This is a genomic window from Plantibacter sp. MCCC 1A11337 (assembly GCF_013349365.1).
GTDB lineage: Bacteria > Actinomycetota > Actinomycetes > Actinomycetales > Microbacteriaceae > Plantibacter > Plantibacter flavus_A.
The window spans coordinates 57,816-76,164 of record NZ_JABJWX010000001.1; the positions used below are offsets into that span (position 1 = coordinate 57,816).

The window sequence follows — 18,349 nt, forward strand, 5'->3', positions numbered from 1 at the left end:
ACTTTAAACCTTAACTAGAGGTTGAGAGTTCTCACGGAGGCCTGAAGTGACTACAAACCAGAACTACCTCGCCGTCATCAAGGTCGTCGGTATCGGCGGCGGCGGTGTCAACGCGGTCAACCGCATGATCGAGCTCGGCCTCCGAGGCGTGGAATTCATCGCCATCAACACGGACGCGCAAGCACTGCTGATGAGCGATGCCGACGTCAAGCTCGACGTCGGCCGCGAGATCACCCGCGGCCTCGGCGCCGGTGCCGACCCCGAGGTCGGACGCCGTGCGGCGGAGGATCACGCCGAGGAGATCGAAGAGGCGATCGCCGGCGCCGACATGGTGTTCGTCACCGCCGGCGAGGGTGGCGGCACCGGAACCGGTGGCGCACCCGTCGTGGCGCGGATCGCGAAGTCGATCGGTGCGCTGACCATCGGTGTCGTCACGAAGCCCTTCGGCTTCGAGGGTCGTCGCCGTCAGGCCCAGGCCGAGCTCGGCGTCGCCCGCCTGAAGGAGGAGGTCGACACGCTCATCGTCGTGCCGAACGACCGCCTGCTGGAGATCAGCGACCGCGGCATCAGCATGCTCGAGGCGTTCGCGACCGCCGACCAGGTACTCCTCGCCGGTGTCCAGGGCATCACCGACCTCATCACCACCCCCGGCCTCATCAACCTCGACTTCGCCGACGTCAAGTCGGTCATGCAGGGAGCCGGCTCCGCCCTCATGGGTATCGGCTCCTCGCGTGGCGCGGATCGTGCCATCAAGGCGGCCGAACTCGCCGTCGCCTCCCCGCTCCTCGAAGCGAGCATCGAGGGCGCCCACGGTGTCCTGCTGTCCATCCAGGGTGGCTCGAACCTCGGCATCTTCGAGATCAACGACGCAGCCAAGCTCGTCCAGGAGGCCGTGCACCCCGAGGCGAACATCATCTTCGGTGCGGTCGTCGACGACACCCTCGGCGACGAGGTGCGCGTGACGGTCATCGCCGCCGGATTCGACGGTGGCGAGCCCCTCACCAGGACGGCGGCCTCGCCGGCCGACGCGGTCATCTCGGGCGGCGTCATGAGCACCTCGGACGAGGCGCCCAGTGCTCCGATCAGCACCTCGGCCAACCCGGCCTCCGAGTCGTCCGAGCACCGCTCGGCACCTGCTGCGGCGCCGGTCGCCTCCGGCGGTGACTGGGGCTCCAGGCAGAACGCGTCCTCGCCCTTCTCCGGCGCGACGCACCGTCAGCCCGATGCGGTCGTCGAGACCGCCGTCGTCGACCCCTCGTTCGACGACGAGGGCGAGCTGGACATCCCCGACTTCCTGAAGTAGTGGGCGGCGACTCGATCACCCCGGCCGGATCGGGCTCTTCGGAGCCCGATCCGGCTCTGGTCGATCGCCTCGCGGCGATCCGCGGCCGCGTCGCAGACACCGCCCGTGCAGCCGGTCGAGCCGATGAGCCGACGCTCATCGTCGTGACGAAGTTCCATCCGGTCGCACTCGTGCAGCAGCTCGCGGCCGCGGGGGTCACCGACGTGGGGGAGAACCGACACCCGGAGGCCCGAGACAAGGCCGAGGCTGCGTCCGGACTCGGGTTGCGGTGGCACTTCATCGGCCAGTTGCAGACGAACAAGGCCAAGCAGGTGCGCCGATACGTCGACGCCGTGCACTCGGTGGACCGACCCGAACTCCTGCGGGCGCTCTCATCACCGGACCGCCTCCTCGAGGTCTTCCTCCAGGTGAACCTGACCGACGACCCGGGTCGTGGCGGCGTGGTCGGCGATGCGGCGCTGGAAGCGCTCGCCACGGAGACGCTCGCGGCCGAGGGTGTCGTCCTGCGAGGCGTCATGGCCGTCGCGCCGCTCGACGAGCCGCCGGCCGATGCGTTCGCGCGCGTCGTCGCGGCGTCCGCACGGGTGCGATCCCTCGCTCCGCAGGCCGACGGTCTGTCGATCGGGATGAGCCACGACTACGTCGAGGCGATCGAAGCGGGCGCGACACACCTACGCATCGGCACGGCAATCACCGGGAATCGTCCGGTGTGACGTTAATCTCGAAGGTGCAAGGACCGCAGATCACGGAGGAAACGATGTCGAACCCACTGAAGAAGACCATGGTGTACCTCGGGCTCGCCGACGATGATCTCGAGTACGAGCAGCAGCACGCTGCTCAGGCCGAGCCCACGCAGCAGGCCGAGCCTCGCCGGGCAGAACGTCCTGAGCGCGCAGAGCGGGTCGAGCGCGTCGAGAAGGCCGCTCCCGTGACCCCGCTGCGCAAGCCGGTCCCGGTCCGTCAGCCGGTCGCCCCGAGCTCCGACCTCAACGAGATCCTCACGGTGCACCCCAAGCAGTACCGCGATGCTCAGATCATCGCCGAGAGCTTCCGCGACGGTGTCCCGGTCATCATCAACCTCTCCCAGATGAGCGACGGCGACGCCCGACGCCTCATCGACTTCGCCAGTGGCCTCTCGCAGGGCCTCTACGGGAAGATCGAGCGAGTGACGAGCAAGGTCTTCCTGCTCTCGCCCGAGCACGTCGCCGTTTCCGGCGACAACGGGCAGGGTGCACCGGAAGCGACCGAGGCGACCTTCTTCGCTCAGTCATAATCGAGGGGTGGCTTCTCTCATCTCCGTGATCGGCACGATCCTCTATCTCGCGCTGCTCCTGTACTTCTTCGTCCTCTGGGCGCGGTTCATCCTCGACCTGGCTCGGGTGCTCCGCCCGCAGTGGAGACCGTCGGGCGTGGGCCTGGTCCTCGCCGAGCTGAGTTTCACGGTCACCGACCCGCCGATCCGGTTCTTCCGCCGCGTCCTGCCGCGCGTCGCGGTCGGTCCCGTCGCGCTCGACTTCGGTTGGACGCTGACGATGCTGTGTTGCATCATCGCGATGACGCTCGTCCAGCTCCTGTAGCCGCCGACGTCGATGCCCGCGCAGGGTTCACGACGATTGTGCGGCTACGATAGAACGCCCGTCACCTGACGGGAAGCTCCGACGCTGACAACATGTCTCACCCACTGAGTCAGACTTTGCTAGCGTGGGGGCGTTGTACACAGATTTTCGATTCGACAGTGAAGGTGGTTCGCTATGGCGCTCACTCCCGAAGACGTGGTCCAGAAGCGGTTTCAGCAGACCAAGTTCCGCGAAGGCTACGACCAGGACGAGGTGGACGACTTCCTCGACGAGGTCGTCGTCGAACTGCGTCGCCTCATCCAGGAGAAGGACGAGGTCCAGCAGAAGCTGACCGCGGCCGAGGCCAAGGTCGCCGAGCTGCAGAAGGGCGGCTCCTCCGCTCCCGCCGCGCTCGCGAAGGCTGAGCCCGCTCCCGCACCGGCTCCGGTCGTCGCACCCGCAGCGGCTCCTGCCGCCGAGTCGACCGACAACACGGCCGAGAGCTCCAACAACCTCCTGCAGCTGGCGCGCCGCCTGCACGACGAGCACGTCGCAGAGGGCGCTCAGCGTCGCGACGCACTCATCGCCGAAGGTCACGCGACCGCAGCACGTGTCGTCGCCGAGGCCGAGGCCAAGCAGCGCGCACAGATGCAGATCCTCGAGCAGGAGCGCTCCGTGCTGGAGCACAAGATCGACGAGCTGCGCAACTTCGAGCGTGAGTACCGCTCGCAGCTCCGCAGCTACATCGAGGGTCAGCTGAAGGACCTCGACGCCTCGTCGTCGAGCTCCGCTCCCGATGCGAAGTCCGGCGTCACCGCCGACAGCGCAGCGGTCTAGCGCAGACACCCGGTTGTCTCCCGCATCACCGTCGAAGGCCAGCGCCAGGACTCTTGCAGTCCTGGCGCTGGTTGCCGTCGTGGCCTATTCGGCCGATCAGTTCACGAAGTTCCTCGTCACCACCAACCTGACGGTCGGTGAGTCCGTCCCCGTCTTCGGGCAGGCGCTGGTCCTGTACTTCGTCAAGAATTCGGGTGCCGCCTTCTCGCTGGGGGCCGGCTACACCTGGATCTTCTCGATCCTCGCCGCGGTCGTCGTCATCGTCATCGTCTGGTTCGCGCGCCGCATCCGTTCGCGAGCGTGGGCGATCGTCTTCGGTCTGCTCCTCGGCGGCGTGCTCGGCAATCTGACCGACCGCCTCTTCCGAGAGCCGTCCTTCGGCCTCGGCCACGTCGTCGACTTCATCTCGACGCCCTGGATGCTCCCCGCGATCTACAACGTGGCCGACATCTGCATCGTGGTCAGCATGGCGCTGTTCATCCTCCTGACGCTCTTCGGTGTCAACCTCGACGGCACGCGCACGACGCGAGCGAGTGAACGGGCCGCCCAGGAGGCGGAGGACCGCGAGGCCGAAGCCGACGCGGCCACCCTCGATCCCGCAGAGCCTGGCGACGCGAACCCGGACGCAGGTCGCCCGTGAACGAGTCCCGCAGCCTGTACGTCCCCGACGGACTCGACGGCGAGCGCGTCGACGCCGGACTCGCCAAGCTCCTGGGCTTCTCGCGCAGCTACGCGGCCGAGGTGGCCTTGGCCGGCGGAGTCGCCATGAACGGGAAGTCGGTCGACAAGTCCGATCGCCTGCTCGGCGGCGCCTGGCTCGAGATCGAATGGACGCCTCGACGGGAGGCCGTGATCGTCCCGATCGCCGTCCCCGACCTCGGCATCGTCCACGACGACGACGAGATCGTCGTCGTCGACAAGCCTGCGGGCGTCGCGGCGCATCCTTCGGTCGGTTGGGAGGGACCGACGGTGCTCGGTGCCCTCGCGGCGGCGGGCTTCCGCATCTCGACCTCGGGAGCCGCCGAGCGCGCAGGCATCGTCCATCGGCTGGACGCCGGGACGAGCGGCCTCATGGTCGTCGCGAAGACCGAGCGGGCATACACCTGGCTCAAGCGGGCCTTCCACGACCGCGAGGTGGAGAAGATCTACCGCGCTGTGGTGCAGGGGCACCCCGATCCACTCGCGGGCACCATCGACGGACCGATCGGCCGCCATCCGCGTCACGACTGGCGGTTCGCCGTGACAGCCGACGGCAAGCCGTCGATCACCCACTACGAGACGCTCGAGGCGTTCCCGTACGCCTCGCTGCTCGAGGTGCACCTGGAGACCGGCCGCACCCACCAGATCCGCGTGCACATGGCGGCCCAGCGGCACCCCTGCGTCGGCGACACGATGTACGGAGCCGACGCTGCGCTCTCAGCGCGGCTGGGGCTCACCCGCCAGTGGCTCCACGCCACGAAGCTCGGGTTCGCCCACCCGGCCACGGGGGAGTTCGTGCGGTTCGAGGCTGCCTATCCGGCGGACCTCCAGCACGCCCTGTCCGTGCTCGAACTCGACTGAGCCGACGCCCAGCCCTCCCGTCGCCGTGCGTGACGACGTCGCAGGAGTCGACCGTCAGCGGTGACGGTTAGGCTGGATCACAGACCACCTCGGCGTCCGCGCCGAACCCCACAGCACGATCCCCGGAGGCGCCGTCCGTGCCCACGTCCACCGATTCGTTCGTCCATCTGCACGTCCACAGCGAGTATTCGATGCTCGACGGAGCAGCCCGCGTGAAGCCGCTCATCCAGGCCGCGGTCGAGCAGGGCATGCCCGCCGTCGCCGTGACCGACCACGGCAACATGTTCGGCGCCTTCGACTTCTGGCGCACGGCGACCGATGCCGGGATCAAGCCGATCATCGGGACCGAGGCGTACATCACCCCGGGGACCGCGCGCGGCGACCGGACGCGGATCAAGTGGGGCGACGGCGGGGGAGACGACGTCTCCGGCGCCGGCGCCTACACGCACATGACCTTGCTCTCGGAGACGACCGAGGGGATGCACAACCTCTTCCGGCTCTCGTCGAAGGCGTCGATCGAGGGGTACTACTTCAAGCCGCGCATGGACCGCGAGATCCTGAGCCAGTACAGCGCCGGCCTCATCGCGACGACCGGCTGCCCGAGTGGCGAGGTGCAGACGAGACTCCGTCTCGGCCAGTACGACGAGGCGGTCAAGGCCGCTGCGGACTTCCGCGACATCTTCGGCGCGGAGAACTACTTCTGCGAGATCATGGACCACGGGCTCGGGATCGAGCGCCGGATCATGGCCGACCTCATCAGGCTGTCGAAAGACCTCGGTCTCCCGCTCCTCGCGACGAACGACCTCCACTACACACACGCCGCGGACGCCAAAGCGCACGCCGCCCTCCTCTGCGTGCAGTCCGGTTCCACGCTCAACGACCCGAACCGCTTCAAGTTCGACGCCGACGAGTTCTACCTGAAGTCCGCGGACGAGATGCGCCGGCTGTTCCGCGAGTACCCCGAGGCGTGCGACAACACCCTCGCGATCGCCGAGCGATGCGACGTCGCCTTCGACACCTCGGCCAACTACATGCCGCGCTTCCCCGTGCCGGAGGGGGAGAACGAGGAGAGCTGGTTCATCAAGGAGGTCGAGACCGGGCTGAACCTGCGGTACCCGAACGGGATCCCCGCCGACGTCCGCGAGCGTGCGAACTACGAGACGCGCGTCATCGTGCAGATGGGCTTCCCCGGGTACTTCCTCGTCGTCGCCGACTTCATCCAGTGGTCGAAGCGCAACGGCATCCGCGTCGGGCCCGGTCGTGGTTCCGGTGCGGGTTCCATGGCGGCGTACGCGATGCAGATCACCGATCTCGACCCACTCCGCCACGGGCTCATCTTCGAGCGGTTCCTCAACCCCGACCGCGTCTCGATGCCCGACTTCGACGTCGACTTCGACGACCGCCGCCGCGGCGAGGTCATCAAGTACGTCACCGAGAAGTACGGCGACGAGCGCGTCGCGCAGATCGTCACGTACGGCACCATCAAGGCCAAGCAGGCGCTCAAGGACTCGTCGCGCGTCCTCGGCTTCCCGTTCGGCATGGGCGACAAGCTGACGAAGGCCATGCCGCCGGCGGTCATGGGCAAGGACATCCCGCTCGAGGGCATCCTCGACACCAAGCACCCGCGGTACAAGGAGGCGGTCGACCTCCGTGGCATCCTCGACACCGACCCGGAGGCGCGGACCGTCTTCGAGACCGCGCTCGGCATCGAGAACCTGAAGCGTCAGTGGGGCGTGCACGCGGCCGGCGTGATCATGTCGAGCGACCCGCTCATCGACATCATCCCGATCATGAAGCGCGAGCAGGACGGCCAGATCGTCACGCAGTTCGACTACCCGGCGTGCGAGTCCCTCGGATTGATCAAGATGGACTTCCTCGGGTTGCGCAACCTGACGATCATCAACGACGCCCTCGACAACATCAAGAGCAACCGCGATCTCGACCTCGTCCTCGAGGATCTCGAGCTCGACGACCGCGGCGCCTACGAACTCCTGTCCCGAGGCGACACCCTCGGGGTGTTCCAGCTCGACGGCGGACCGATGCGCGCGCTGCTCCGCCTCATGAAGCCCGACAACTTCGAGGACATCTCGGCGTTGATCGCCCTGTACCGGCCCGGGCCGATGGGCGCGAACTCGCACACGAACTACGCGCTGCGGAAGAACGGCCTGCAGGAGATCACCCCGATCCATCCGCAGCTCGAGGAACCGCTCTCCGAGATCCTGTCGACGAGCTACGGCCTCATCATCTACCAGGAGCAGGTGATGGCGATCGCGCAGAAGGTGGCCGGCTTCTCCCTCGGACAGGCCGACATCCTCCGTCGCGCGATGGGCAAGAAGAAGAAGTCCGAACTGGACAAGCAGTTCGAGGGCTTCTCCGGCGGCATGGTCGCGAACGGGTTCTCGATGGAGGCCGTCAACAAGCTGTGGGAGATCCTCCTCCCGTTCTCGGACTACGCCTTCAACAAAGCGCACTCCGCCGCCTACGGGGTCATCTCCTACTGGACGGCGTACCTCAAGGCGCACTATCCGGCCGAGTACATGGCCGGTCTGCTGACGAGTGTCGGCGACTCCAAGGACAAGATGGCGCTCTACCTCAACGAGTGCCGCCGCATGGGGATCCAGGTCCTGCCACCCGACGTCAACGAGTCCATCGGGTTCTTCGCCGCAGTCGGGGAGGACATCCGGTTCGGCCTGGGTGCCGTGCGCAACGTCGGTTCGAACGTCGTGGAGCTCATCCGGCAGGCACGCGAGCGCGAGGGGCGGTTCACCTCCTTCCACGACTTCCTCCGCAAGGTGCCGCTGCCGGTGGCGAACAAGCGGACCATCGAGTCGCTCATCAAAGCCGGCGCGTTCGACTCCATGGGCGACAGCAGACGTGCGCTCTACGAGATCCACGAGGACGCCGTCGACTCGGTCGTGAAGGACAAGCGTGCCGAGGCCTCCGGGAGCATCGGCTTCGACTTCGACAGCCTGTTCGCCGAGGTCGGCGAGGTGCCGCTCGCGAGCGTCCCCGCGCGTCCCGACTGGAGCAAGCGCGACAAACTCAACTTCGAGCGGGAGATGCTGGGGCTGTACGTCTCGGACCACCCGCTGGCCGGACTCGAGATCGAGCTGGCGAAGCACGCCACGACGACCATCACCGACCTCATGACCTCCGAGGGCATGGACGGCGAGACCGTCGTGATCTCGGGGCTCGTCACGAGTGTCCAGCATCGGATCGCCAAGGCCTCCGGCAACCAGTACGGCATGATCCAGGTCGAGGACTTCGGCGGCGAGATGACCGCCATGTTCATGGGCAAGGCGTATCAGGAGTTCGCCTCCGAACTCGTCGGCGACTCGATCGTGGTGGTCCGCGGGCGGGTCAGTGTCCGAGACGACGGGATGAACCTCCACGCGTACAGCATCTTCTCGCCCGAACTGCCAGAGGCCGGTGCCGACCGCATGCTCCAGCTGTCGATGGCGGACGCCCGGGCGACGACCGAGACGGTGACCACGCTCAGCGACGTCCTGACGCGGCACGCCGGGTCGACCGAGGTCCGGTTGAAGCTCATCCGAGGCGAGATCGCGCGGGTGTTCGAGCTGCCCCATCGCGTCAGCCTCTCGTCCGGACTCTTCGGCGAGCTGAAGTCCCTGCTCGGCCCGAACTGTCTCGGCTGAGCCCGCTCGGGCGCGGGCGGCAGCCGGGACGGTCCGCTGCGGACGATAGGCTGTGACGGCCATGATCACCACCATTGACCTCAGGGGAGTGCGGCCGAGCCGCACCGAGCTCCTGGACATGCTGCCCCGTCCCGTCGTCGACATCACCGCGGCAGCGCATGCCGCTCAGACGCTGATCGACGACGTCCGAGCGGACGGGTCCGAGGCCCTCTTGGCGCAGGCGGACCGGTTCGACGGGGGACGCCCCGAGCGGATCCGCGTCCCGCAGGCCGAGATCGACGCCGCCGTCACGGCACTCGAGCCGGCCGTGCGCGCCGCGCTCGTCGAGGCCATCGACCGGGTCCGGACGGCCACCAGGGCGCAGGTCCCGCCGGAGCGCACGACCGAGCTCGGCGACGGCGCGACCGTCGTGCAGCGCTGGGCCCCGGTCGGCCGTGTCGGCCTCTACGTCCCGGGTGGGAAGGCCGTCTACCCGTCGAGCGTCGTCATGAACGTCGTGCCGGCCCAGGAGGCCGGCGTCGGCTCCGTGGCGCTCGCTTCGCCCCCGCAGCGCGAGTTCGGCGGCCGCGTCCACCCGACGATCCTCGGCGCCGCCGGGCTGCTCGGGGTGACCGAGGTCTACGCCATGGGTGGCGCCGGAGCGATCGGTGCATTCGCCTACGGAGTGCCCGACCTCGTCCTCGACCCGGTCGATGTCGTGACCGGCCCGGGCAACATCTTCGTGGCGGCCGCCAAGCGCCTCGTGAAGGGGCAGGTGGGGATCGACGCCGAAGCCGGGACCACCGAGATCCTGGTCATCGCGGACGCCGGGGCCGATGCCCGGCTCGTCGCAGCCGACCTCGTCAGCCAGGCGGAACACGACGAGGCGGCGGCATCGCTGCTCGTCACCGACAGCGCGGCGCTCGCGACCGCGGTGGAGGAGTGGCTGCAGCGGTACGCCGCGGGCACCCGTCACGGAGCGCGCGTCGTCGAGGCCCTGGGCGGGCCGCAGTCGGCGATCGTGCTCGTGGACGACCTCGAGGCGGCCGTGGCGTTCAGCAACGCGTACGGGCCCGAGCACCTCGAGGTGCAGACCCGCGACCCCGAGTCGCTCCTCGGCGCCATCACGAACGCCGGCGCGATCTTCCTCGGCGATCACACCCCGGTGAGCCTCGGAGACTACCTGGCCGGGTCGAACCACGTCCTCCCGACGGGCGGCCAGGCACGGTTCTCCTCGGGCCTCGGAGCGTTCACCTTCCTCCGGCCGCAGCAGGTCGTCCGGTACGACGAACCGGCGCTCCGTCAGGTCTCGGCCCACATCGTCGCCCTCTCGGGTTCGGAGGACCTGCCGGCGCACGGCGAGGCGGTGACGGCCCGCTTCGGGCTCGTCGATGCCGAGATCCGTGCGGCGGACGACACCACCGCCCCCACCACCCCCGAGGGAGCCCGCTGATGTACTGCCCGTTCTGCCGCCACCCGGACTCCCGGGTGATCGACTCCCGCACCAGCGACGACGGACTCGCCATCCGCCGACGTCGGCAGTGCCCCGAGTGCGGGAGGCGCTTCAGCACCATGGAGACCTCGAGTCTCGGTGTGATCAAGCGTTCCGGCGTGGTTGAGCCCTTCAGCCGGGAGAAGGTCGTGAGCGGTGTCCGCAAGGCCTGCCAGGGCCGCCCGGTGACGGACTCGGACCTCGCCGTCCTGGCTCAGCGGGTGGAGGAGTCCATCCGGGCCACCGGCGCGTCGCAGATCGACGCGAACGACATCGGACTGGCGATCCTCGCACCGCTGCGGGAGCTGGACGAGGTCGCGTACCTCCGCTTCGCCAGCGTGTACCAGGCCTTCGAATCGCTCGACGACTTCGAGTCCGCGATCGCGCTGCTGCGCGTCGAGCACGCTTCGGGCGCCGCCCCCGTCCCGTCCGAGGAGCTCTGAGCCGTGTACCGCTTCCTCTTCGCCCAGGTGCTGTCCAAGCTCGATCCCGAACGCGCACACCACCTGGCTTTCGACGTCATCCGCGCGCTTCCCGCGACCGGCCTCGGCCCCGCCATCAGGCGCTGGACGCTGCCGCGACTCGACCAGTCGGTGGAGACGCTGGGGCTGCGGTTCGAGACCCCGTTCGGTGTCGCCGCCGGCTTCGACAAGGACGGCAAGGGCGTCCTCGGTCTCGGACTGCTCGGGTTCGGCCATGTCGAGGTGGGCACGATCACGGCGATCCCGCAGCCAGGTAATCCCAAGCCCCGACTGTTCCGACTCATCGCCGATCGGGCGGTCGTCAACCGCATGGGCTTCAACAACGGGGGAGCCGACCAGGCCAGGCGTCGGCTCGAACGGACCGCGCGGGTGAGCCGCCGACCCGTCCTCGGCGTAAACATCGGCAAGAGCCGTGTCGTGGACGTCGCCGACGCCACGGCCGACTACGTCCGGAGCGCGACGCTCCTCGCGCCCGTGGCCGACTACCTCGTGGTCAACGTCAGCTCGCCGAACACCCCTGGGCTCCGCGGCCTCCAGGAGCTCGACCAGCTCGCGCCGCTGCTCGAGGCCGTCCGCGCCGCCGCCGGTTCGACGCCGTTGCTCGTCAAGATCGCGCCCGACCTCAGCGATGCGGAGGTCGACCGCATCGCAGCGCTGGTCGTGGAACTCGGCCTGGACGGCGTCATCGCGACGAACACGACCATCTCGCGCGACGGACTGACCACCGATCCCGCCATCGTCGAGGCGGCCGGGGCCGGCGGACTGTCCGGTGCGCCGCTGGCCGCCCGCTCGCTCGTCGTCCTGCGGCGCATCCGGGCCATCGTGCCCCCGGAGTTGTGCGTCATCTCGGTCGGAGGCGTCGACACCGCCGAGGACGTCCAGGAGCGTCTGGCCGCGGGAGCCACGCTGGTGCAGGGGTACACGGCGTTCCTGTACCGCGGGCCGCTCTGGGCGAGGCACATCAACCGCGGACTCGACCGACTGGCTCGAACCGGCCGCTGAGCGGTACCACGCGCTGTCGACGACGAACGCCCGCCGGTCTGGGACCGGCGGGCGTTCGGTTTCGTGGGACTACTTGTTGGGGAACTGGCCGCGCTTGACCTGCGGCTTGGGCAGGCGGAGCGGGCGCAGCTGCAGCGCGCGCATGGCGGCGTACCAGCGCACGCCCCGCTCGTCCTGCCCGAACTTCGCCCGCAGCGCCTTCCGGACGCGGAAGCCGAGGAAGAAGCAGTCGGCGATCGCGATGATGAAGAACACCCAGAGGGTGAGCATGCCGTAGACCTGGATCTCGGGCACCGGCATGAAGGTGAGGATGATCACGAGGAACATCACCGGGATCATGAACTCACCGATGTTGAACCGGGCGTCGACGTAGTCGCGGACGAACTTCTTCTGCGGGCCGCGCTCGCGTGCCGGGAGGAACTTGTCGTCGCCGGCGGCCATGCCGGCCTGCGCCCGCCTCCGTGCCTCGGCCTGCTGCGCCTTCGCCGCCTTCGAGGCCTCCTTGCGGTCGGAGGGGACGAGTGGACGCTTGTTCTGCGCCTCGCGTTCCGCCCGGGACGGGGTCGGTCGACCCTTCGCCTCCTTGGCGCCGCGGGCGAGGCGCTCAGCCGTCTGCGCTGCGGTCTCGACGATCGGCTCTGATGCCGGGGTGCTCTGCTGTTTGGCCACGATGGAACGTCCTTGATTCGGGGATTCCCTTAAGATTACTCGCATGACGACAGGTACCACGACGGAATCGACCCAAGACCCACGCAACGACCAGGAAGTCCTCGATCGGCTGCGCGAATCCGTCACCGGTGCGTTGCCGTCGTCGATCGCCGATCTGTCGGCGCTCGTCCGCATCCCCTCGGTGTCGTGGTCGGCGTTCGACGCGGCCGAGGTGGCGCGGAGTGCCGAGGCGGTCGCGGAGCTCGCACGCGGTCTCGGTGTCTTCGACGAGGTCTCGGTGCGGCGGTCCGCCATCGACGGCGGAGCGGAGCTCGGGCAGCCCGCCGTGCTGGCCCGCCGCGAACCACGGAACGGCCGACCGACCGTGCTGCTCTACGCGCACCACGACGTCCAGCCCCCCGGAAGCGACGACAAGTGGGACTCGCCGCCGTTCGAGCCGACCGTCCGCGACGGCCGCATCTACGGACGGGGCGCGGCTGACGACAAGGCCGGCGTCATGTCCCACATCGCCGCGATCCGGGCCGTCACCGAGGTCCTCGGTTCCGACCTCGACCTCGGTATCGTGCTGTTCATCGAGGGCGAGGAGGAGTTCGGCTCGCGGTCCTTCGGTTCCTTCCTGGAGGAGCACCGCGACACCCTCGCTGCGGACGTGATCGTCGTCGCCGACAGCGACAACTGGGACGAGCGGACGCCGGCGCTGACGATCGGTCTGCGCGGCAACGTCACGTTCCGGCTGCGCGTGAAGACCCTCGACCACGCCTCCCACTCCGGGATGCTCGGGGGAGCGGTGCCGGACGCGATGCTGGCCGCGGTCACCCTGCTCGCGACACTGTGGGACGCGGACGGTTCGGTGGCGGTCGCCGGACTCACCTCGCACGACGCCGTCACCCCGGAGTTCGACGAGGCGCAGCTCCGCGCCGAGTCAGGTCTGTCCGAGGGGGTCACGCCGATCGGACGCGGCTCGATCCTCAGCCGGATCTGGTCGCAGCCCGCGATCACCGTCACGGGCATCGACGCACCGTCGGTGGCCAACGCCTCGAACACGCTCATCCCGGAGGTGTCGGTTCGCATCAGTGCGCGGATCGCCCCCGGGCAGGATCCGGCCGAGGCCTACCGTGCACTCGAGGCCCACCTCCTCGCCAACAGCCCGTTCGGCGCGCAGCTGACGATCGACGAGGTCGACCAGGGGAGCCCGTTCCTCGTGGACACGAGCGGTTGGGCCGTCGCCGAGGCGAAGCGCGCCATGGCCGACGCCTGGGAGGTCGAGCCCGTGGAGACGGGTGTCGGCGGATCGATCCCGTTCATCGCCGACCTCGTCCGGGTCTTCCCGGACGCCCAGATCCTCGTCACCGGTGTCGAGGACCCGCACTCGCGCGCCCACAGCCCGAACGAGTCGCTGCACCTCGGCGTCTTCCAGAAGGCGATCCTCACGGAGGCGGTGCTCCTCGCTCGCCTGGCGGCCGCACCCCGTCCGTCCTCGGACGCGTAGACGCGACGGACGCGCCGCCGCACTTCCAGGGGTGCGTCCGTCGCGGCAGGCGGTAGAATCTCACACAGGCGTCGACCCGGCGCCGCCAGACCTCGCGAGGAGCATCATGAGCGACACCATCCTGACCGAGACCAAGATCGACGCGGCTCACGGCGTCGGCCTGTCCGACACGGCGGCGCAGAAGGTCAAGAGCCTCCTCGAGCAGGAGGGTCGCGACGACCTCCGTCTCCGCGTGGCCGTGCAGCCGGGCGGATGCTCGGGCCTCATCTACCAGCTGTACTTCGACGAGCGCATGCTCGACGGCGACGCCACGGTCGACTTCGACGGCGTCGAGGTCATCGTCGACAAGATGAGCGTCCCCTACCTCGACGGCGCCAAGATCGACTTCGAGGACACCATCCAGAAGCAGGGGTTCACCATCGACAACCCCAACGCCGAGGGTAGCTGCGCCTGCGGCGACAGCTTCCACTGAGCCAGATTCTTCCTGAAGGGGAAATTGCCCGGTCCCGGGTGGTTTCCCCTTCGTCATTCCGGTCACGATCCCGCACGCCGGACCCGAATGGTCCGGCGTTCACCGCCCATCCCCACTAGACTGGGGGGCGATCCACAGGTGTGTATTCGAAAGGTTTCAGAGGTGCGCTCGACTCGTCGTCTCAGATGGGCTGCCATTCCGGTCGCAGCCACACTCGCCATAGTCCTGGCGGGTTGTACGCAGGCGGAACTGCATGGTTACCTGCCGGGATTCGTCGAGGGCGAATCTCCCGTCACGAACCACACGGACCGCATCGCGGGCCTGTGGGTGACGGCATGGCTGGTGCTGCTCGCAGTCGGCGTCATCACGTGGGGGCTCATCATCTGGGCCGTCATCGTGTACCGACGCCGCAAGGGGCAGACCGGTCTCCCGGTCCAGCTGCGGTACAACATGCCGATCGAGATCTTCTACACGATCGTCCCGCTCATCCTGGTGCTCGGCTTCTTCGCCTTCACGGCACGCGACCAGAACGCGATCGAGACCCAGTACGAGGATCCCGACGTGGCCATCGAGGTCTTCGCCAAGCAGTGGGCGTGGGACTTCGTGTACGACGAGGCCGTCAATGGCCAGGACGTCTGGACCGCAGGCGTGCAGGCCGATGAGAAGCCCGGTGGCGTCATCGACCAGGACGCACTCCCGACGCTCTACCTGCCCGTCGGCAAGACGGTGAAGATCGCGCTGCAGTCGCGCGACGTCATCCACTCCTTCTGGGTCATCGACTTCCTCTACAAGAAGGACATGATCCCGGGCAAGACGAACTACATGTCCTTCACCCCTGAGCGCGAGGGCACCTACGCCGGCAAGTGCGCCGAGCTCTGTGGCGAGTACCACTCGCTCATGCTCTTCAACGTGAAGGTCGTCTCGCAGGCCGAGTACGACAAGCACCTCGAAGACCTGGCCGAGTCGGGCAACATCGGCGACTACGGCACGGCATACGACCGCAACAGCAACCTCCCCGGCACCAAGGCGCCGGCAGGTCTCGAAGAGCACGGAGACGGGGAATGACCTCCACCACGCTTCCCGCAGGCCAGGCGAGCGTCGTCGGACGCACCTCGGTCGAGCGCAAGGGCAACATCCTGGTCAAGTGGATCACCTCCACCGACCACAAGACCATCGGGTACATGTACCTGATCGCCTCGTTCATCTTCTTCTGCCTCGGCGGCGTGATGGCGCTCATCATCCGCGCCCAGCTCTTCGAGCCCGGTGGCACGATCGTGGAGACCAAGGAGCAGTACAACCAGCTCTTCACGATGCACGGCACGATCATGCTCCTCATGTTCGCGACGCCGCTCTTCGCCGGGTTCGCGAACGCGCTCATGCCGCTGCAGATCGGCGCACCGGACGTCGCCTTCCCGCGACTGAACGCCTTCGCGTTCTGGCTCTACGCCTTCGGTAGCCTCATCGCCGTCGGTGGCTTCCTCACCCCGCAGGGTGCAGCCGCCTTCGGCTGGTTCGCCTATGCGCCACTGTCGAGTACGACGTTCTCGCCAGGGCTCGGAGGCAATCTCTGGGTCCTCGGACTGGCGCTCAGCGGCTTCGGCACCATCCTCGGTGGCGTCAACTTCATCACCACGATCATCACGATGCGCGCCCCCGGCATGACGATGTTCCGCATGCCGATCTTCACGTGGAACGTCCTCGTGACGTCCATCCTCGTCCTGATGGCGTTCCCGGTGCTCGCAGCGGCCCTCTTCGGCCTTGCCGCGGACCGCGTGTTCGACGCCCACATCTACGACGCGGCCAACGGCGGCGTCATCCTGTGGCAGCACCTGTTCTGGTTCTTCGGGCACCCCGAGGTCTACATCATCGCGCTGCCGTTCTTCGGCATCGTCTCCGAGATCTTCCCGGTGTTCAGCCGCAAGCCGATCTTCGGCTACAAGACCCTGATCTACGCGACCATCGCGATCGCGGCCCTCTCCGTGACGGTGTGGGCACACCACATGTACGTCACCGGATCGGTGCTCCTGCCGTTCTTCGCCCTCATGACGATGCTCATCGCGGTTCCGACCGGCGTGAAGATCTTCAACTGGCTGGGCACGATGTGGCGCGGTTCGGTGACCTTCGAGACCCCGATGCTCTGGTCGATCGGCTTCCTGATCACCTTCGTCTTCGGTGGACTCACCGGTGTCATCCTCGCTTCGCCGCCGCTCGACTTCCACGTCTCCGACTCCTACTTCGTCGTGGCGCACTTCCACTACGTCGTCTTCGGCACGGTCGTGTTCGCCATGTTCGCCGGCTTCTACTTCTGGTGGCCGAAGTGGACGGGCAAGATGCTCAACGAGAAGCTCGGCTACTGGCACTTCTGGCTGCTCTTCATCGGCTTCCACACGACGTTCCTCATCCAGCACTGGCTGGGCGTCATCGGGTTCCCGCGCCGCTACGCGACCTACTCGCCTGAGGACGGCTTCACCTGGATGAACCAGCTGTCGACCGTGGGCTCGTTCATCCTCGCCATCTCGCTGCTGCCCTTCTTCCTGAACGTGTACATCACGATCCGGAAGGCTCCTCGAGTCACCGAGGACGACCCGTGGGGGTACGGTGGATCGCTCGAGTGGGCGACCAGCTCGCCCCCGCCGCGTCACAACTTCGTCTCCATCCCGCGCATCCGCTCGGAGCGCCCGGCCTTCGACCTCCACCACCCCGAGGTCGGTATCCCGGTCGGCGTCGGTCCCGCGAAGGACGCACCTGACGCACCCACGCTCGACATCGACGCCGGAAAGGTGAAGTAGCCGCCATGCGCGCCAATATCATCCTCTTCACGATCCTGACGGTGTTCTGCGCCCTCCTCTGCGCGGTCTACACGGTGTGGTCGCTCGTCGACCCGCTGCACGGCAGGGTCGAATGGGTCGGCACGGTCACCCTGGCTCTCGCCGCGATCCTGAGCGCCTTCCTCGGCTTCTATCTCAGCCGGGTGCACAAGAGCCAGGGCGCCGAGCTCCCCGAGGACACGCTGACGGCGAACATCGACGACGGCGACCCGGAGATCGGGCACTTCAGCCCGTGGAGCTGGTGGCCCATCATCCTCGCCGGTGCGTGTGGTCTGCTCGTACTCGGTCTGGCGGTCGGGTTCTGGATCGCGATCATCGGCATCCCGCTGGTCGTCATCGCGGTCGTCGGTTGGAACTACGAGTACTACCGCGGATACTTCGCACGCTGATGGTCGCCTCGTTCAGCATCCGTCGCGGTCAGCCCGACGACCGTTCAGTCGTCTTCGCGCTGGCCGGCCAGCTGATCACCGGGTCCATCCCGCCTGCGGCGGACGACTTCATGGCCGCGTACAACAACGTCATGCGCCCTCGTGAAGACGAGACCAACGTGCTGTACGTCGCGGTCGACGAGGCGAACCGCGTTGTCGGATACACCCTGATGACGGTGTCGCGGCTGCTGCACGCGGCCGGCCTGACCGCCCACCTGCAGGAGCTCGTCGTCGACGAGACCGCCCGCGGCGCCGGCATCGGATCGGCCCTCGTCGAGGCGAACGAGCACTATGCCGTCGAGCGCGGTGCGCGCCAGCTGACGATGTCCACCTCTCGAGCCGGCGACTTCTACCGTCGTCTCGGCTACAACGTGACGGCGGAGTTCTACAAGAAGATCCTCCCGCTGGGCTGACCCCCAAGCTGTCATCGAAGAGCCCCCGAGCCACCGCTCGGGGGCTCTTTCGTGTTCTGGTGCGCGCCGAGACGTGGAGAACAAGCAGCTGGCAAGGTGCGGGGTCCGCCCCTGAAGGTCATGAGCGTCACCCTTCGGTTCCGTCGAGACTTCACGGTGGCAGCCGTCGTCAGGTGACGCCTC

At 67.8% G+C, this 18,349-nt stretch carries 18 protein-coding genes; 17 read left to right on the top strand and 1 reads right to left on the bottom strand.

Annotation, left to right across the window (positions count from 1 at the left end; genetic code table 11):
* Positions 1 to 46 precede the first annotated feature (46 nt).
* From ftsZ to HOW07_RS00320, 11 genes are all read left to right on the top strand, one after another.
* On the top strand, positions 47 to 1,303 hold the full coding sequence (ftsZ, locus tag HOW07_RS00270) for a cell division protein FtsZ (RefSeq protein ID WP_121290578.1): 1,257 nt from the start codon (positions 47 to 49) through the stop codon (positions 1,301 to 1,303).
* Entirely contained in the window at positions 1,303 to 2,016 is a 714-nt protein-coding gene (locus tag HOW07_RS00275; RefSeq protein ID WP_371743533.1) for a YggS family pyridoxal phosphate-dependent enzyme, read from the top strand. The genes ftsZ and HOW07_RS00275 overlap by 1 nt, the downstream gene beginning before the upstream one ends.
* 44 nt (positions 2,017 to 2,060) lie before the next feature.
* Positions 2,061 to 2,576 carry a cell division protein SepF gene (locus HOW07_RS00280; RefSeq protein WP_064296992.1) on the top strand — a complete coding sequence of 172 codons (516 nt, stop codon included), beginning with the start codon at positions 2,061 to 2,063 and terminating at the stop codon, positions 2,574 to 2,576.
* Positions 2,577 to 2,583: 7 nt separating this feature from the next.
* Positions 2,584 to 2,880: a YggT family protein gene (locus HOW07_RS00285; RefSeq protein WP_064296991.1), complete on the top strand. Its 297-nt coding sequence runs from the start codon at positions 2,584 to 2,586 to the stop codon at positions 2,878 to 2,880.
* Between the two features lie 174 nt (positions 2,881 to 3,054).
* Positions 3,055 to 3,696, top strand: a complete 642-nt coding sequence (locus HOW07_RS00290) for a DivIVA domain-containing protein (protein ID WP_064296990.1) — start codon at positions 3,055 to 3,057, stop codon at positions 3,694 to 3,696.
* Positions 3,656 to 4,336 carry a signal peptidase II gene (lspA, locus tag HOW07_RS00295; protein WP_175115803.1) on the top strand — a complete coding sequence of 227 codons (681 nt, stop codon included), beginning with the start codon at positions 3,656 to 3,658 and terminating at the stop codon, positions 4,334 to 4,336. The genes HOW07_RS00290 and lspA overlap by 41 nt, the downstream gene beginning before the upstream one ends.
* Entirely contained in the window at positions 4,333 to 5,256 is a 924-nt protein-coding gene (locus HOW07_RS00300; RefSeq protein ID WP_071260274.1) for an RluA family pseudouridine synthase, read from the top strand. Before lspA ends, HOW07_RS00300 begins: the two co-directional genes overlap by 4 nt.
* Positions 5,257 to 5,447: 191 nt before the next feature.
* Positions 5,448 to 8,912: a DNA polymerase III subunit alpha gene (gene dnaE, locus HOW07_RS00305; RefSeq protein WP_064297037.1), complete on the top strand. Its 3,465-nt coding sequence runs from the start codon at positions 5,448 to 5,450 to the stop codon at positions 8,910 to 8,912.
* A 61-nt stretch (positions 8,913 to 8,973) separates the two neighbouring features.
* A complete protein-coding gene (gene hisD / locus HOW07_RS00310) occupies positions 8,974 to 10,344 on the top strand; it encodes a histidinol dehydrogenase (RefSeq protein ID WP_175115804.1) in 1,371 nt (456 codons plus the stop codon).
* Positions 10,344 to 10,826, top strand: a complete 483-nt coding sequence (nrdR, locus tag HOW07_RS00315) for a transcriptional regulator NrdR (protein ID WP_064296987.1) — start codon at positions 10,344 to 10,346, stop codon at positions 10,824 to 10,826. The genes hisD and nrdR overlap by 1 nt, the downstream gene beginning before the upstream one ends.
* Positions 10,827 to 10,829: 3 nt before the next feature.
* A complete protein-coding gene (locus tag HOW07_RS00320; RefSeq protein WP_175115805.1) occupies positions 10,830 to 11,867 on the top strand; it encodes a quinone-dependent dihydroorotate dehydrogenase in 1,038 nt (345 codons plus the stop codon).
* Between the two features lie 69 nt (positions 11,868 to 11,936).
* Here the strand turns inward: HOW07_RS00320 and HOW07_RS00325 are convergent, their stop codons facing one another.
* Positions 11,937 to 12,536: a DUF3043 domain-containing protein gene (locus HOW07_RS00325; RefSeq protein WP_064296985.1), complete on the bottom strand. Its 600-nt coding sequence runs from the start codon at positions 12,534 to 12,536 to the stop codon at positions 11,937 to 11,939.
* 43 nt (positions 12,537 to 12,579) lie between these two features.
* Here HOW07_RS00325 and HOW07_RS00330 point away from each other — a divergent pair, with 43 nt between their 5' ends.
* The 6 genes from HOW07_RS00330 to HOW07_RS00355 all read left to right on the top strand — a co-directional run bounded on the left by HOW07_RS00330 (position 12,580) and on the right by HOW07_RS00355 (position 18,166).
* Complete coding sequence (locus HOW07_RS00330; protein ID WP_175115807.1) at positions 12,580 to 14,025, top strand: dipeptidase; 1,446 nt, start codon at positions 12,580 to 12,582, stop codon at positions 14,023 to 14,025.
* 106 nt (positions 14,026 to 14,131) lie between these two features.
* Positions 14,132 to 14,497 carry an iron-sulfur cluster insertion protein ErpA gene (erpA, locus tag HOW07_RS00335; protein WP_064296983.1) on the top strand — a complete coding sequence of 122 codons (366 nt, stop codon included), beginning with the start codon at positions 14,132 to 14,134 and terminating at the stop codon, positions 14,495 to 14,497.
* Positions 14,498 to 14,659: 162 nt separating this feature from the next.
* Positions 14,660 to 15,562 carry a cytochrome c oxidase subunit II gene (gene coxB, locus HOW07_RS00340; protein WP_071260266.1) on the top strand — a complete coding sequence of 301 codons (903 nt, stop codon included), beginning with the start codon at positions 14,660 to 14,662 and terminating at the stop codon, positions 15,560 to 15,562.
* Complete coding sequence (gene ctaD / locus HOW07_RS00345; RefSeq protein ID WP_064296981.1) at positions 15,559 to 17,286, top strand: cytochrome c oxidase subunit I; 1,728 nt, start codon at positions 15,559 to 15,561, stop codon at positions 17,284 to 17,286. Before coxB ends, ctaD begins: the two co-directional genes overlap by 4 nt.
* 5 nt (positions 17,287 to 17,291) lie before the next feature.
* Positions 17,292 to 17,714 carry a cytochrome c oxidase subunit 4 gene (locus tag HOW07_RS00350; RefSeq protein WP_064296980.1) on the top strand — a complete coding sequence of 141 codons (423 nt, stop codon included), beginning with the start codon at positions 17,292 to 17,294 and terminating at the stop codon, positions 17,712 to 17,714.
* The gene (locus HOW07_RS00355; RefSeq protein ID WP_175115808.1) at positions 17,714 to 18,166 is read left to right on the top strand and encodes a GNAT family N-acetyltransferase; all 453 of its coding nucleotides are present in this window, start codon (positions 17,714 to 17,716) and stop codon (positions 18,164 to 18,166) included. The genes HOW07_RS00350 and HOW07_RS00355 overlap by 1 nt, the downstream gene beginning before the upstream one ends.
* The last annotated feature ends 183 nt before the right edge of the window (positions 18,167 to 18,349 follow it).

What these genes read in the sequence shown, in the direction of transcription:
- HOW07_RS00290 (WP_064296990.1), top strand. Translation starts at nt 3,055, where the DNA reads ATGGCGCTCACTCCCGAAGACGTGGTCCAGAAGCGGTTTCAGCAGACC.
- ctaD (WP_064296981.1), top strand. Translation starts at nt 15,559, where the DNA reads ATGACCTCCACCACGCTTCCCGCAGGCCAGGCGAGCGTCGTCGGACGC.
- lspA (WP_175115803.1), top strand. Translation starts at nt 3,656, where the DNA reads ATGCGAAGTCCGGCGTCACCGCCGACAGCGCAGCGGTCTAGCGCAGAC.
- HOW07_RS00355 (WP_175115808.1), top strand. Translation starts at nt 17,714, where the DNA reads ATGGTCGCCTCGTTCAGCATCCGTCGCGGTCAGCCCGACGACCGTTCA.
- dnaE (WP_064297037.1), top strand. Translation starts at nt 5,448, where the DNA reads ATGCTCGACGGAGCAGCCCGCGTGAAGCCGCTCATCCAGGCCGCGGTC.
- hisD (WP_175115804.1), top strand. Translation starts at nt 8,974, where the DNA reads ATGATCACCACCATTGACCTCAGGGGAGTGCGGCCGAGCCGCACCGAG.
- HOW07_RS00280 (WP_064296992.1), top strand. Translation starts at nt 2,061, where the DNA reads ATGTCGAACCCACTGAAGAAGACCATGGTGTACCTCGGGCTCGCCGAC.
- HOW07_RS00330 (WP_175115807.1), top strand. Translation starts at nt 12,580, where the DNA reads ATGACGACAGGTACCACGACGGAATCGACCCAAGACCCACGCAACGAC.
- erpA (WP_064296983.1), top strand. Translation starts at nt 14,132, where the DNA reads ATGAGCGACACCATCCTGACCGAGACCAAGATCGACGCGGCTCACGGC.
- HOW07_RS00350 (WP_064296980.1), top strand. Translation starts at nt 17,292, where the DNA reads ATGCGCGCCAATATCATCCTCTTCACGATCCTGACGGTGTTCTGCGCC.
- nrdR (WP_064296987.1), top strand. Translation starts at nt 10,344, where the DNA reads ATGTACTGCCCGTTCTGCCGCCACCCGGACTCCCGGGTGATCGACTCC.